The 14,793-nt window shown below is 35.0% G+C and carries 12 protein-coding genes; 10 read left to right on the forward strand and 2 right to left on the reverse strand.

The window, feature by feature from the left end; all coding sequences use genetic code 11:
* Positions 1-292 precede the first annotated feature (292 nt).
* On the forward strand, positions 293-2,773 hold the full coding sequence (locus MKZ14_RS06525; RefSeq protein ID WP_016994828.1) for an S-layer homology domain-containing protein: 2,481 nt from the start codon (positions 293-295) through the stop codon (positions 2,771-2,773).
* A gap of 191 nt (positions 2,774-2,964) precedes the next feature.
* On the opposite strand, the gene MKZ14_RS06530 is transcribed toward MKZ14_RS06525, so the two are convergent.
* Positions 2,965-4,092, reverse strand: a complete 1,128-nt coding sequence (locus MKZ14_RS06530; protein WP_339280698.1) for an acyltransferase — start codon at positions 4,090-4,092, stop codon at positions 2,965-2,967.
* 279 nt (positions 4,093-4,371) lie between these two features.
* Positions 4,372-5,364 carry an acryloyl-CoA reductase gene (locus tag MKZ14_RS06535; protein WP_339280699.1) on the reverse strand — a complete coding sequence of 331 codons (993 nt, stop codon included), beginning with the start codon at positions 5,362-5,364 and terminating at the stop codon, positions 4,372-4,374.
* Between the two features lie 126 nt (positions 5,365-5,490).
* On the opposite strand from MKZ14_RS06535, the gene MKZ14_RS06540 reads away from it, so the two are divergent.
* The 9 genes from MKZ14_RS06540 (at position 5,491) to MKZ14_RS06580 (ending at position 14,593) form a co-directional block, all read left to right on the forward strand.
* Complete coding sequence (locus tag MKZ14_RS06540; RefSeq protein WP_016994825.1) at positions 5,491-6,078, forward strand: TetR/AcrR family transcriptional regulator; 588 nt, start codon at positions 5,491-5,493, stop codon at positions 6,076-6,078.
* A 374-nt stretch (positions 6,079-6,452) separates the two neighbouring features.
* Positions 6,453-7,358 (forward strand): arginase, encoded by a 906-nt coding sequence (rocF, locus tag MKZ14_RS06545; protein WP_312125769.1) that lies wholly within the window; start codon positions 6,453-6,455, stop codon positions 7,356-7,358.
* Between the two features lie 267 nt (positions 7,359-7,625).
* Positions 7,626-9,053, forward strand: a complete 1,428-nt coding sequence (locus MKZ14_RS06550) for an amino acid permease (protein ID WP_016994824.1) — start codon at positions 7,626-7,628, stop codon at positions 9,051-9,053.
* A 202-nt stretch (positions 9,054-9,255) separates the two neighbouring features.
* Positions 9,256-10,041, forward strand: a complete 786-nt coding sequence (locus tag MKZ14_RS06555; protein ID WP_258860416.1) for a DUF817 domain-containing protein — start codon at positions 9,256-9,258, stop codon at positions 10,039-10,041.
* Positions 10,042-10,255: 214 nt separating this feature from the next.
* Positions 10,256-10,858, forward strand: coding sequence for a pyridoxamine 5'-phosphate oxidase family protein (locus MKZ14_RS06560; protein ID WP_339281005.1), 603 nt, complete (start codon positions 10,256-10,258; stop codon positions 10,856-10,858).
* A 259-nt stretch (positions 10,859-11,117) separates the two neighbouring features.
* Positions 11,118-11,810 (forward strand): VanR-ABDEGLN family response regulator transcription factor, encoded by a 693-nt coding sequence (gene vanR, locus MKZ14_RS06565; RefSeq protein WP_164835479.1) that lies wholly within the window; start codon positions 11,118-11,120, stop codon positions 11,808-11,810.
* Positions 11,811-11,832: 22 nt separating this feature from the next.
* Positions 11,833-12,927 (forward strand): HAMP domain-containing sensor histidine kinase, encoded by a 1,095-nt coding sequence (locus MKZ14_RS06570; protein WP_339281006.1) that lies wholly within the window; start codon positions 11,833-11,835, stop codon positions 12,925-12,927.
* Positions 12,928-13,015: 88 nt separating this feature from the next.
* Positions 13,016-13,933 carry a serine hydrolase gene (locus tag MKZ14_RS06575; RefSeq protein ID WP_339280700.1) on the forward strand — a complete coding sequence of 306 codons (918 nt, stop codon included), beginning with the start codon at positions 13,016-13,018 and terminating at the stop codon, positions 13,931-13,933.
* A gap of 264 nt (positions 13,934-14,197) precedes the next feature.
* Positions 14,198-14,593, forward strand: a complete 396-nt coding sequence (locus tag MKZ14_RS06580) for a VOC family protein (protein ID WP_016995501.1) — start codon at positions 14,198-14,200, stop codon at positions 14,591-14,593.
* Positions 14,594-14,793 lie beyond the last annotated feature (200 nt).

Consider the following 14,793-nt stretch of genomic DNA (forward strand, 5'->3'; position numbering starts at 1 on the left):
TAGAAATTTTTTATGAAAAGATTCCCTACATAGCCAATGTAGTATTAATATTACCTTATTTTTAGCGTTTATTTATTGGTAATGAAGTTATATTATTGTGTTGTAAAGCAAATTACAGTTTGATTGGGATATTTAATCATGGAAAATTTAGAAGATTGCTTTACATATAATTGGTTAAATTATTATTTGTGGGAACGATTTATACATATTTTTATAATTTTATAATTAAATAGCGCGATAATATTGTTCTCACAGAATAATATAATTTATTTAAATTCTGGAGGAATATACTATGACAAAACAAAACAAGGGTCGTAAATTTTTCGCAACTACAGCTACAGCAGCACTTGTAGCATCAGCAATCGTACCAGTAGCATCAGCTGCTGAATTTCAAGATGCAGCTAGCATTTCATCTTGGGCAAAAGAAGCTGTACAATTTTTAACTGATAAAGGCTACATCCAAGGCGATGAAAAAGGAAACTTCAACCCAGCTGGTACACTTACACGTGCAGAAGCTGCTGAAATTTTATCTAAAGCATTAGATTTAAAAGCTACGGGCACAGAAGATTTTTCTGATGTAAATGAAAATGACTGGTTCTATAACGCAGTACTTGCAACTTCACCAGAATTATTTGATGGTATGGGCAATGGTAAATTTGAGCCTAAAGCTCAATTAACAAGAGAACAAGCTGCTAAAGTGATCGTTCAAGGTTACCAATTAACAGGTAAAGCAGATCTTAGCCAATTTGCAGATGCTTCTAAAGCTTCTAAATGGGCTGTATCTTACTTAGAAACAGCTGTAGAAAATGGTGTAATCAATGGTAAAGGGTCATTATTAGCACCACAGGATAAAATCAGCCGTGAAGAATTCGCTACAATGGTAAAACGTACAATTGATGCAACAACTAAAGAGGTAACACCAGCTGTAGATTCTGTAAAAGGACTTAATGCAAAAGAATTGGAAGTGAAGTTCAATACAGCTGTTGATGCTAAAGATGCTGCAGTGACAGCGAAATATGCTATTGAAGGTGTAGCTATTACGAATGCAAAAGTATCTGAAGATGGAATGACTGTTACTTTAACAACTGATAAAGAGATTAAATTAACAAATGGCAAAGTGACTGTAAAGCCAATCAAAACAAAAGCAGATGCAAAAGTTCTAACAGAAGAGTTTAACAAATTGATCACATTTGCAGACACTACTCCTGTAAGTGTAAATACTGTTGAAGCAAAAGGTACTACAGCAGTTATCACTTTCGATGAGCTTGTACAAAGTGAAGGAACTGTAAGCTTAAATGGTGCTGAACTTGCTAAGGATCGCTACACGTTATCTGGTAAAACATTAACAATCAATGGTTTAACTGCTGAACAAACTTACAAAGTAGACATCGTTGGCGCAACTGACTTTGCTAATAATATTGCAAATCCGATTGCTGTTAACTTCACAGTTCTTAAAGCAGACGTTGATAACTCAAAACCAACTGTTTCAACAGCAGTGAACGGTACAGAAATCACTTTCGATTTCTCAGAAGAATTAAAGAAACAAGATTTTGTTGTTGATAAAGATAATACAGTTAAAGGGTATGCAAAAGTAACTGTTGGATCAACTGTTTTCTATTTAACAGATGCTGATATTAAAGATACAGAGGATAAAACTGTATTTACAATTGATGCAAAAACTGCATTAGGTACTGCTACATTCATCAATACAAATGTTAAGGTAGAAGGACAAAAAGATTTAGCTGGTAATGCTGGAGATGCATTTGAGTTCAATGCTATTCTTTCTAAAGATTTAACGCCTGCTTCTTTAGTAGCTGCTTCTTCTAAAATGTTAGTGGCTGATGATGTAAATGCTACTACAGACGTAGATGCTTTATACCTTACTTTTAGTGAACCAGTAAAAGTAGATGGTAAATTAACAGTTAAAACTCAAAATGGTATTGCTTACACTACTGGGAAAGAAACAGCAGTAAAAGCTGTTGCTGGTTTCGATGTAGATGGTAACGGTAAAATCGAGGGTGCAGAGAAAAACACTGTAAAAGTGGACATTGATTTAGATAGCAATTCAACATACACATTTGAATTATCTGCTAAAGCAGTTTCAGATTTAGCTGGCAATGTAACTGCTGATACTGTTACTTTCAATGTAACAACAGGCGTATTTGAAGCTACACCTGAAACACCAACAGATTCATTAGTATTCGGAGCTACTCCAGTTGTTGTAACTGACAATAACGTATTCACAGTTGAGTATGCTAAAGATGTGACTGCAACAGCAACAAATCCTGCTAACTACACAATTGGAGGAAAAGAGCTACCTGCTGGCACTCAACTTCAATTTGTAGATGGTACTAAAAAAGTACGATTCACTTTACCAGAAGGTTCTATCACTGCTAATGGTAGTTATGTACTTGAAGCTAAAAATGTAGTAGATACAAAAGGTAATACACTTAAAGGTGGAAAAGCTACAATTCTAGTAGCACTTAAAGAAAATATTGTGCCTGTAGCATCTAAAGTAACAGTAGTAGATAGCAAAACATTTACTGTTGACTTCACTGAAAGTATTGCTGACCAAGTTGCACCAACAGGTTTAACAGTTAAAATTGCTGGTTCAACTGTAGAGGTTGCTTCAGCTGCTGTAGCTAATGGTAAATTAACTGTGACAACTAAAGCGGATTACGCTTTAACGGATAGTATTGTAGTTGAATTCAAATCTACAAACTTAGTTGATGCTAATAACAACAAAGTAAAAGACGGTTCAATTGCAAAATAATTAAATCGTTCATTGAAATGCCCTGTGGAGAGGTCTCTACAGGGCTTTTTTAATTAGTTTCTTCTTATTAATAATGTATCCCTGAAGAAACCCAAATTTTTTTAAAATATAGCAAGGGTAAATAGGCTCTCAAAGAAATACATAGCCGGTTGACGGAAACTAATCGACAACTGGCTGTGTATATAGAACGGCTATTTGTAAGGGAATTTGCTTGGGATAGGACCAAAGGCAATCCAATGGTACTTAAAGAATCTGCCCATCAATAGTACGACCATCCATGGAACGAAGAGAGAAAAGATAAAGCCCCCAATGCTCCAAAGGTGATAGATAATACTATTACCGCCAGTACTTAATTGACTATAAAGGAAAAGGAAAAATGGATGTAGTAGATAGATGCCAAATGATACTGTTCCTAAATTGATTAAGCCATTTACAATAGCTTGGTTCCATTTATCATAGATCCAGAAAGAAAGCTGTAATAAGACAATACAGGCTGTAAAAGATTGTAGCTGAAAAACTAGCTCAAATATTGTGCTGTTCACTAGATAGGTTTGTGATGAATAAACATAGTAATATAAATATACATTATATATCGTAGAACTTAGCCATATACACCACAAAAAAAGTATCGTGATAGGAAAATTTTCTTTTTTTAGTTGAAGCCATCCTTTGTATTTTTCAAAATAGATTCCTAAAAATGCCCCTGTTAAGAAATAAAAGAGATAAGAGAAAGCGATACTCCCTCTATAGGGATACTGCCAAAACTCCGCATTTAATAGAATAAAGACCCATTGAAGAGCAAAGCCAATCAAAATTAAATGAGGAGATAGGGCTGGTTTTTTCTTTAAAATATATAGGAGTAATGGGAACATAACATAGAATTGGACAATAATAAAAATATAGTATAGATGGGTATACGCTTTGCCTAATAATAGTTTTTCCAGAAATTCGATACTAAATAGGGAGCGCCAAGTTTCTGCTAAATCATATGTCACATAAAATTGCATCGCTACATAATAAAAGATAGAAAAAAAGAGGTAAGGAATGAGAATTTGTGTCACTCTTTTTTTATAAAAATTTTTAATAAGCTCCTTTGTTAAATCCTTTTGTATATAATTGTAAAATAATACAAATCCACTTAAGAAAATAAAAACAGGAACAGCGAATTTAGGGGAAATATTAAAAAATATATAAAATGGATATAGTTTTGAGTCACTAGATAAAGCCGTTACAGGGGTACTAGTAGAATGAATAAGAAGGACAGCTAGAATGGCTAATGCTCGTGTAATATTTAATTCATTAATATGTGCTCGCTTCATACGCTCATCTCCAAAATTTTAATTATAGTATTGAATTCCCAGAAAGCTGTCTACATACTCTATTGGTATGCTTGTTAGTACTAATTTAGACAAGTTTAGGTGCCTAAATTTGTCTAAAGGAAACAGGTGGGTCGTTCATGAGTTACTATAAAGCGCATATATGTCAGGGAGATGTCAACCATAAAAAAAGCTACCACGCTCGCTATGCGTAGTAGCTTATTTGACCACTAGAATTATTTTCTGGGAAATACAATGGAGAAGGAGGCTTGATGAAACTCCTTATAATGTAACAAGGATTCTGCCCCTTGCTTGACCCTTCAGTAAGATAGGTAAAACATCAGGAAGTTGTTGTAGTGTTACCTCTTGCTGAATGAAATCATTAAGGTTTGCTGGTTTGAAATCAGTCGCTAATCGATGCCAAATGTTCAATCGAATGTCCATTGGGCAATAAACAGAATCAACTCCAAGTAAACTCACGCCTCTTAAAATGAAGGGAAATACACTTGTAGGAAGCTGTGTACCTGCTGTTAAACCACTACTTGCAACAGCCCCACCATATTGAATTTGGCTTAATAAAGAGGCAAGTGGCTCTCCACCAACAGAATCAACAGCAGCAGCCCATTTTTGTTTTCCTAATGCTCTAATCTTTCCATCATAAACCTCTTCACGATTTACTATTGTAGTAGCTCCGAGTGATTGTAAATATTCATGTTCAGATTCTTTTCCTGTGCTCGCTTCAACTTGATAACCCAGTGTTGAAAGAATAGAGACAGCAAAGCTACCTACACCACCTGTAGCCCCTGTCACAAGAATTTTTCCCTTTTCAGGATGAATACCATTTTCCTCTAACTTTTGAACAGATAATGCAGCTGTAAATCCTGCAGTACCAATTACCATAGCCTCTTTGAGGGAAAGTCCTTTTGGAAGCGGTACAATCCATTGTGCTGGGATGCGAGCATATTCACTAAAACCACCAAAATGAGAGACACCTATTTCATAGCTAGTCGCGATGACCTCATCACCAATTTTAAAGCGAGAATCCTCAGAAGAAACAACAGTCCCAGCTAAATCAATGCCAGGAACAAAAGGATAAGACGTAACGATTTTACCATCAGGAATAGAGGCAAGACTATCTTTATAATTAATACCTGAATAACTAACTTTAATTAAAACCTCACCTTTTGGTAGATCTTCTAAAGTTAACTCGTTCACTTTCACTGTAAATGCATCGTCTTTATTGACTACTAACGCACTAAAATTTTCTACCGTCATCGTAAACGTCCCCCTATAATTTTATTCCATTAAACAGTAACAAAATTATTCTGACCGGTCAACATAAAATTGGATTGTTGCTACTCTTCATGTATAATAACTTCTATCAAATCATCGGAGGCTCCTATGAAAAAGAAAGAGGAAGAACGTAAAAAACAGATTATGAAAGCAGCCTTTAACGCTGTTTCACAATTAGGGTATGATAAGGTTACACTACAAGACATAGCCAATCATGCCAGTGTCTCAAAAGGGGTAGTTCACTACTACTTTACAAGCAAACAAAACATTTTATTAGAATTACTGGAATCCACTACGAGCAAAATCTACAGCTATGAAATACAAGAAATAGGCAAGCATCAAACAGCTATAGACAAGCTCCAGGCCTACTTAAATGCTGTTTTTGTATCCCCTATAGAAAATAAAAAATTTTACAGCGTTTATTTAGATTTTTTAGCTCAGGCAAATAGCAATGAAGAGTACAAAAAAATTAACTTAAAATTTTATGAGAATTGCTGGAGAATTGGACAAGAAATTATTGAATTAGGAAAAAGTGAAGGGGTTTTTAGTCCAGACATTCATTCCTTAACCTATGCAAAAATGATGAGGGCAATAATTGATGGTTCATTAATCCAGTGGTTAACCTGCGATTTAGAAGAACAACATAAATTTTATAAAGAAACCTGTTTGAATAGTATTGTGCGATTATTAAAATAGGTGATTGAAAAGCCTTATTACTATTGTAGTAAGGCTTTTTTTGCCGTAAAAAAGAAGAAAAATTGGATGGTTTTAGAGATTATTTATTAATATATAGCATTTATAGATAAAATTACCGACGAAATTTTCGGAAAAAACTATAAAAAAAGAACAGTTTTAATATTTTGTTTAGTAATTTCTTACAAAAAAACACGTTTAAAAGGAAAAAAATGTTTTGTTATGCATTGAAATAGCGTTTATGCATTCGTTTATACAGGAATAAATCTATGTTTTTAATAATTTAAACTGTATAAAAATTTAAAAAAATGTCGAGTTGAGTCAATGTTCCAAATTCTTTATACTGTGAAAGTAATTAGTGGAGAGGAGAAAACATCATGAATAAAGAAGTGACAATTATTGGGGTGCCCATGGATTTAGGTCAAACAAGAAGAGGCGTAGACATGGGACCAAGTGCTATCAGATATGCGGGGGTAACTGAACGACTTGTGGGCCTTGGTTATTCGATTTATGACGAAGGAGATTTAACTATTGACTTCGTACACGAAGATAAAGACGCAGAAGGAAAGACAAACTTAAAAAATTTAAAAACTGTCACAGAAAGTAACGAGAAGCTAGGCCAAAAAGTAGACCATGAAATTTCTTTAAACCGTTTTCCTTTAGTATTAGGTGGAGATCATAGTATTGCTATTGGAACATTAGCAGGAGTTTCCAAGCATTATGAGAATCTAGGGGTCATTTGGTATGATGCCCATGGCGATTTAAATACTGGTGAAACATCTCCTTCAGGAAATATCCATGGCATGTCTTTAGCTGTAAGCTTAGGCCTTGGGCATCCAGCACTTACAAATATCGGAGGCTATGCTCCAAAGGTAAAGCCTGAAAACGTTGTTATTATTGGTGCTCGTGATTTAGATCCAGGAGAAAAAAAACTTATTAAGGAAATTGGTATTAAAGTATACACGATGCATGAAATTGATCGTTTAGGAATGACGAAAGTGATGTCAGAAACGATTGACTATTTAAAGGAGCGTACAGACGGTGTTCACCTATCATTAGATTTAGATGGACTTGATCCAAATGATGCACCAGGTGTAGGTACGCCCGTAGCAGGTGGTATTAGCTATCGTGAAAGTCATTTGGCTATGGAAATGCTGTCAGAAGCAAATATTATTACTTCAGCAGAATTTGTTGAGACTAACCCAGTATTAGATCAATACAATAAAACGGCTATTGCTGCAGTAGCTTTAATCAGCTCTCTATTTGGCGATACATTACTTTAAGCCATGAATAGAAGTCATTTTGTATACCAAAAGGAAGAACTTTCTTAAAAAATTAGGTCGCGACAACCAACTATAAGAAAGTAGCTCTCCCTATATTAAGTTTACAATACAATTTAGCTAATCAATAGCCTTTATTTTGTCAGAAAATTGACAGTTCATAAAATATATAAAACAGTTTATCTATTAAACATTCAAATTTTAGATTGTTATCTGTTTTGCACGAAAAAAAGAAAGTGCTTACAAGATAATGAATGTAAGGAGTTTTTTATGGCAGCAGAACAATATGAATTAAAAAGAAGTATGAAAGCAAGACACTTATTTATGATTTCACTTGGCGGATGTATTGGAACTGGTTTCTTTCTTGGATCAGGCTACACGATTAACCAAGCTGGGCCAACTGGTGCCATCCTCGCTTACTTAGTAGGCGGAGCAGTTATGTATTTAACAATGCTATGTTTGGGTGAATTGTCTGTTGCTATGCCGGTATCAGGCTCGTTCCAAACGTACACGACGAAATTTATCGGTCCTGCTACTGGTTTTGCCGTTGGATGGCTATACTGGCTAGGTTGGGCAGTAACTGTTGCTCTGGAATTTTTAGGAGCTGGACAACTTATGCAAAGATGGTTCCCTGATTCACCAGTATGGATGTGGTGCCTAATATTTGCTGCACTGCTCTTTGTATTGAATGGTTTATCAGCAAAAGCATTTGGTGAAGCAGAATTTGTTTTCTCCAGCATTAAGATATTAGCAATTATTATGTTCCTTGCGGTTGGTGGAGCAGCTATGTTTGGGCTAATCGATATGAAAGATGGAACAAATGCACCTTTCCTTACTCATTTTTATGAGGGTGGACTATTTCCGAATGGCGTAACAGCACTGCTTATTACAATGATTACCGTGAATTTTTCATTCCAAGGTACAGAATTAATTGGTATTGCTGCTGGGGAGAGTGAAAATCCTGAAAAGACTATCCCTAAATCTATTAAGCAAACTGTTTGGCGTACGTTGTTCTTCTTTGTGTTATCGGTATTTGTACTTGCAGCTATGATACCAATGGATAAAGCAGGGGTTGTGGAAAGTCCATTTGTAGTTGTATTAGATAGCATAGGTATTCCATATGCAGCAGATATTATGAATTTTGTTATCCTAACAGCCTTATTATCTGTCGCAAACTCTGGTCTTTATGCTGCAACACGTATGCTGTTCTCACTATCTGTCGAAAAGATGGCAAGTCCCGTTTTAGGGAAGGTTAATAAAAGAGGTATCCCAATGAATGCATTACTAATCACACTCGCTGTAGCAGGTCTATCATTACTGTCAAGTGTCTTCGCTGCTAATACAGTCTTTGTGTGGTTATTATCTCTAGCAGGCTTAGGTGCACAAATTGGTTGGATTGCGATTACAGCATCTCAAATTGCATTTAGACGCTCCTATATACGTCAAGGAGGAAAAGTAGAGGATTTAAAATTCAAAGCGCCATTGTATCCAGTGATCCCTATATTAGGTTTATTAGCGAACTGTATTGTAATGGTAAGCTTGGCTTTTGATCCAGCACAACGTTTAGCACTCTACTGTGGTGGTGCATTCTTCATTGGATGTTATATCGTTTATTATTTAAAAGTGAAAAAAGTGACGAACTTAGAAATAAACCAACAAGAAGTCCAATTAAAATTAAATCAAAAAATATATCTTTAATTTCAAAGAGTAGCTGCTTATGTGGCTACTCTTTTCTTCATGAATAAAGAACAACAAAGACGTATTTAACTAGAAATAGTTTCGATATTAAAAGAAAAAATTTATCGTTTTTCGATAAATAAATATTGAAATTAGATAATTTATCGTTTATTCTTCATACAAGAAGCATTAAATTATGAACAAGTTCATTTGAGGTGGATTCATGTTGAAGAATTTTATTAAAGACTTAGGAGTCTTTACGTATCATCAATCATTATCTTGTATTTTTCCTGTTGTGATATTTGCTACACTTGCACTCTCTAAAGCCATTCAAATACCTGGGGTAGGAAGATATGACTTTATTCTGGTTATCTGTCTATTGACTCAGTACTTGATGTATAAATTTGGTTTAGAAACAAAGGATGAAATAAAAGTCATTTGCTTGTTTCACATTATTGGGCTCGTGCTCGAACTATATAAAGTGAATTTCAATTCATGGTCATATCCTGAGGAAGCGTGGACAAAAATAGGGGGTGTGCCTTTATATAGTGGATTTATGTATGCGAGTGTGGCAAGTTATATTTGCCAAGCCTGGCGTAGGTTTGATTTAAAAATTGTAAGTTGGCCAAAAAGTTATGTAGCTATTCCACTTGGAGCCGTTATCTACTTAAATTTTTTCACACACCATTTTATTTATGATTTTAGATGGCTGTTAATGGCACTACTATTTATTGTGTTTTATCGTACTATTGTAAAATTTACCGTACGGAACAAAGTCTTTAAAATGCCCATCGTTGTATCGTTCTTTTTGATTGGCTTTTTCATTTGGATTGCGGAGAATATTGCAACGTTTTTTGGAGCATGGTCATATCCGAATCAGGAGGTATCTTGGTCGATTGTTCATTTTGGTAAAATCAGTTCATGGTTTTTACTTGTAGTCATTAGCATTATGATTGTTGCACAACTTAAATTATTCTATCGTGATGCAGGTGAAAATTTGGAGAAATAATAATTCACTATATGACATTCATTTGTTGAATGATATTTGCGATGAACTATTAAATATAACACTTAGAGATTTGCAAAGCTTCTAAGAGAAATAGTATGGGTTTCTGATAAACTAGTATTTTTACCTTGTACCCATTCCCTTTCATCAAACTGTCCCTTTTTTAGTGTGCAATAGTGCTGTAGACTCCTTTTTAGAAGAGGATGGGGGAATGATCATGGTAACAAATATTCGGATGATCAATAGAGCTTGTACAGACGACAAACAAATTAAGCATTTTTTAGAAGATGCCCAAACTGCATTTCTTGGTTTAGTGGATCAACATATGCCATATGTTATTCCGCTAAATTATGTCTACAAAGACGGAAGTTTTTATTTCCACGGTGCCAACGAGGGAAGAAAAATAGACATTCTAGCAACCAATCAAAATGCATGTATCACAATAAGTGAAAATTATGGAACAATGGTAGATCCCATTCCAGCTAAGACTGATACGGCTTATATGAGCATAATCGCAAATGGCTTGGTGGAAATTGTCACAGATTTAAATGAAGCTACTGCTGCTATGCAGGCCATGCTTGATAAATATGTACCAGATTATTACCAAGTGCCTTTGTCAAAAAAGCATATCGATAAATATCAATCATCTTTAGGGAGCAAAACGCTTGTTCTGAAAGTGAAGCCAACCAATTTAACTGCAAAAGAGAATAAATTAAATAAACAAATGCTATATTACTCAGGCAGGGTGGTAACACAGGATATGAGTAGAAAATCTACTGCTACAGCAATCAATCCAACAAATGAATCACGAGAAACATGAAAGGTTAAGCCTATTGTTTGTGTAGTAATCGTTCATTATTAAGCTATAGCGTATCCTGAGGAAAATAACTTGAATATTTTTTTCGTGTAGCCCCTTTGCTAACATAAACTATCGCAAGTAGAGTTGGAAAGAAGTATTCCATCTCTACTTTTTTCATTAGCTTTCAAAGGTACTACCTTATTAATAGATATAGTCATACGTAAGTGCTATAATGCCTGTGAAAAATCATTGGAAAACAAGTGGGGAGAAGGAGAGGGCAATACAGTTGAATATATTAGTTGTTGACGATGAAAAGGAAATTGCAGATTTAATAGAACTTTACTTGAAAAATGAAAACTATCATGTATTTAAATATTATACAGCGCAAGAGGCTTTGGCATGTATCGAGCATGAAAATGTAGATCTAGCTGTGCTGGATATTATGATGCCTGATATAGATGGCTTTACTATTTTAAGAAAAATACGAGAAACATTGAATTTTCCAGTGATAATGCTTACGGCAAAGGAAGAAGAAATTGATAAAATTAATGGGTTCTCTCTAGGAGCAGATGATTATATAACAAAGCCATTTCGTCCATTGGAGTTGGTTGCTCGTGTAAAGGCGCAAATACGAAGATTTACCTTGTACAACCAGGGCTCGAAGCAACATGAAGATATCATTGATTTTGCTGGCCTGGTGATTAACAAAAACACACGGCAAGTCTTTTTAAATGAAAGGCCTATATCCCTTACACCAACGGAATTCGCTATACTTTGGTATTTATGTGCAAATCGAGGAACAGTTATTAGCTCAGAGCAATTATTCCAAGAAATATGGGGGGAAAAGTACTTTAGCAGCAATAATACAGTAATGGTTCATATTCGACATTTACGGGAAAAAATGAAAGATTCTGCGGAGAACCCAAAGTATATTAAAACGGTTTGGGGAGTGGGGTATACCATTGAAAAATGAGTTTGGTAAACTGAAAAGGAAAATGGTTCTACAAATTATTTCGATACTTGTCATCGCAAGCATCCTAGGCTTTTTTATTAATTTTGCATTTATTGATGGGGTCTTACAAGCTCCCTTTGCAGATGCTTTTATTGCCTTTTGTGAAAATGTCTTGCAGCTTGATTATTATGCCGCAAGTAGTGCCTATCATGTGTTATTTCGACAAAATAAACCGCTTTGGCTAGCCATAGGATTTATTTTATTATTGTTGATTATTTTTTATATCGCCTTGTCTCGATTTACCCGATATTTTCATCAAATTAGTTCAAGTATCACGATGCTTGCAGATGAGTCAGGGAAGGAAATTGAGCTCCCAGCTGAACTCGACTTTTTGGAGAAAAAATTAAATAACGTCAAATATAAATTAGAAAAGCGTGCAAGGGATGCGCAAGAAGCGGAGCAACGAAAGAATGATTTAGTTGTCTATTTAGCGCATGATATTAAAACACCCTTAACCTCCATTATTGGCTACTTAAGTCTTTTAGATGAAGCGAGGGATATGCCTGTAGAGCAGAAAGAAAAATATGTGACGATTACATTAGAAAAATCTTATAGACTGGAACAACTAATCAATGAATTTTTTGAAATAACCCGATTTAATTTACAATCTATCATTTTAGAGAAAGATCCTATTCCTTTACATCATATGTTAATGCAAGTGGTCGACGAGTTTTATCCATTGCTGGCACCAAAGGGGCAAAAAGCCATCGTCAAAATAGATGAAGATATTACTATCTATGCAGACGGTAATAAATTAGCAAGGGTATTTAATAATATTTTAAAAAATGCAATTGCCTACAGTGATCCAAATAGTACAATTGAAATTAGTGCGCAAAGCGAAAATAATCAGACATTTATTTCGTTTACGAATACAGGGAAGACGATCCCTCCTGAAAAATTAAAAATGATATTTGAGAAGTTTTACCGCTTAGATAGTGCAAGGTCTACCCAAACAGGAGGTGCTGGGCTTGGTTTAGCCATTTCTAATGAAATTGTACAGGCCCATGGCGGAACGATTACCGCAACTTCTAGTAATGATACAACCGTATTCACCGTGATGATTCCCACCAATTCTTAAGAAACCTTAAGAATTCACTAATAGTAAATTAAAAATAAGCTCCTTTTTTTATGGTTGAATAAAAGCATAAAGAGAAGGAGTTGTTTTTATGTTCAAGAGAAAAGGTATATTGAGTTTATTGTTTTTATTCGTGATGATATTTATTTATTTACTATTGAAAGAATCGCCAATGGCTTTACGTCAGGAAATAGATCATGCACCAAAAGTAGTACAAACAGCCAGTCAGCATATGCTTGATCTTGATATATACAGTTCGAATGCAATTTTAGTGAATTTAGATGAAAATCAAATTCTCTTAGATAAAAAAAGTGAGGAAAAGATTTATCCTGCTTCTTTGACAAAAATGATGACGGTACTAGTCGCGATTGAGCAGATCTCCAATTTACAAGAAGAAATCATTTTACCTAAACATATCTTTCAGGATTTAATAGAGGAAAATGCTTCAGTAGCTGGATTTCTCCCAAATGAAAAGCTGACATTAGAAGATTTATTGTATGGCTCCATGTTGCCATCAGGTGCAGAGGCATCACTAGGTTTAGCTGAATATGTTGCGGGGTCAGAACGTGGATTCGTGAAACTGATGAACGAAAAGGCGCAGCAGCTAGGCATGAAAAATACGCACTTTGTGAATACAACTGGACTGCACCATTCAGATCATTATACAACTGTAAAGGATATGTCTTTACTTTTACAATACGCCTTAACAAACGATGAGTTTCGAAATGTTTATACAGCAGAAAGATATTCTATAAAATCAACAAACCTTCATCCTGAAGGCATTACTTTTACCAGTCGCATGTTTCAACATATGCCGTCAAGTATATTGCCAGGAGGAGAAATCTTAGGTGGGAAAACTGGCTATACAGAAGATGCAGGCTTATGTTTAGCAAGCTTAGCTCTTATAAATGGACAAGAATATGTGTTAGTGACAGTAGGAGCGGACGGCAACCCGAGAACGGAGCAATATAATATTACTGATGCTATTTCGGTATATAGTCAATTATAACTTCATTACTAAATGGCTAGCCCCTAATAATGTGTGATTGGAGAATATTTCATTTTCTAATCACGCATTTTTGTAGTTATATTATAGAAAATTTCTATTGTTATTATAGAAATAATAGAATTGATTAATAGTTGGGAGATTCCATATAATTCTCTATAAACGAACGTGTTGTTGGTATTACAAAAATAATTTATTAATTTTAATCTTCAGAAAAATGATATATAGTAAATATGATCAAAAACTTTCATCTTTAAGGAGGATATTATGGGGAGATTAGTTCATTTTGAAATTCATGTAAGTGATATGGAGCGGGCAAAGGATTTTTATGGGAAAGTATTTGGATGGTCATTTCAGGACTGGAGTGAATATGCAGGCATGCCTTACTTCGGTGCCGTGACAGGTGAAGATGATGAACTTGGCATTAACGGTGCTTTAATGCAACGCCAGGGTCCTCCACCAGAAACAAACCAAGCATTGAATGGCTTTGCTTGTACAATGGGCGTTGAAAGCTATGATGTAACGGAAGCAAAAATTCTTGAAAACGGTGGTAAAGTAGCCATGCCTAAGTATGCATTACCAGGGATGGCATGGCAAGGCTACTATATTGATACAGAAGGCAATGTATTTGGTATTCACCAGCCTGATAAAAATGCCAAATAGTATTGAGGGGTGAATCGCCTTGACTGGAAGGGCATTCGCTCCTAATAAGGTTAGAGCCGCTCTTAATCAGATGAAAAAACTATAAAGCAGAAAGACCTATGTTCGAGAAAGCGAGCATAGGTCTTTTTTGATCACCTGATAGGTACATGGGGAGAATTGTAAATATGTAATGTTTTATTTTGGTAAATTTGGTATGGTTG

The sequence above is a fragment of the Lysinibacillus sp. FSL P2-0066 genome, assembly GCF_037969495.1.
Classification (GTDB): domain Bacteria; phylum Bacillota; class Bacilli; order Bacillales_A; family Planococcaceae; genus Lysinibacillus; species Lysinibacillus boronitolerans.

Excerpts from the sequence above, each read along its gene's own strand:
- MKZ14_RS06580 (WP_016995501.1), top strand. The coding sequence starts at position 14,198 with ATGGGGAGATTAGTTCATTTTGAAATTCATGTAAGTGATATGGAGCGG.
- MKZ14_RS06575 (WP_339280700.1), top strand. The coding sequence starts at position 13,016 with ATGTTCAAGAGAAAAGGTATATTGAGTTTATTGTTTTTATTCGTGATG.
- MKZ14_RS06535 (WP_339280699.1), bottom strand. The coding sequence starts at position 5,364 with ATGACGGTAGAAAATTTTAGTGCGTTAGTAGTCAATAAAGACGATGCA.
- MKZ14_RS06555 (WP_258860416.1), top strand. The coding sequence starts at position 9,256 with ATGTTGAAGAATTTTATTAAAGACTTAGGAGTCTTTACGTATCATCAA.
- rocF (WP_312125769.1), top strand. The coding sequence starts at position 6,453 with ATGAATAAAGAAGTGACAATTATTGGGGTGCCCATGGATTTAGGTCAA.
- MKZ14_RS06560 (WP_339281005.1), top strand. The coding sequence starts at position 10,256 with ATGGTAACAAATATTCGGATGATCAATAGAGCTTGTACAGACGACAAA.
- MKZ14_RS06570 (WP_339281006.1), top strand. The coding sequence starts at position 11,833 with ATGGTTCTACAAATTATTTCGATACTTGTCATCGCAAGCATCCTAGGC.
- MKZ14_RS06530 (WP_339280698.1), bottom strand. The coding sequence starts at position 4,092 with ATGAAGCGAGCACATATTAATGAATTAAATATTACACGAGCATTAGCC.
- MKZ14_RS06540 (WP_016994825.1), top strand. The coding sequence starts at position 5,491 with ATGAAAAAGAAAGAGGAAGAACGTAAAAAACAGATTATGAAAGCAGCC.
- MKZ14_RS06550 (WP_016994824.1), top strand. The coding sequence starts at position 7,626 with ATGGCAGCAGAACAATATGAATTAAAAAGAAGTATGAAAGCAAGACAC.
- MKZ14_RS06525 (WP_016994828.1), top strand. The coding sequence starts at position 293 with ATGACAAAACAAAACAAGGGTCGTAAATTTTTCGCAACTACAGCTACA.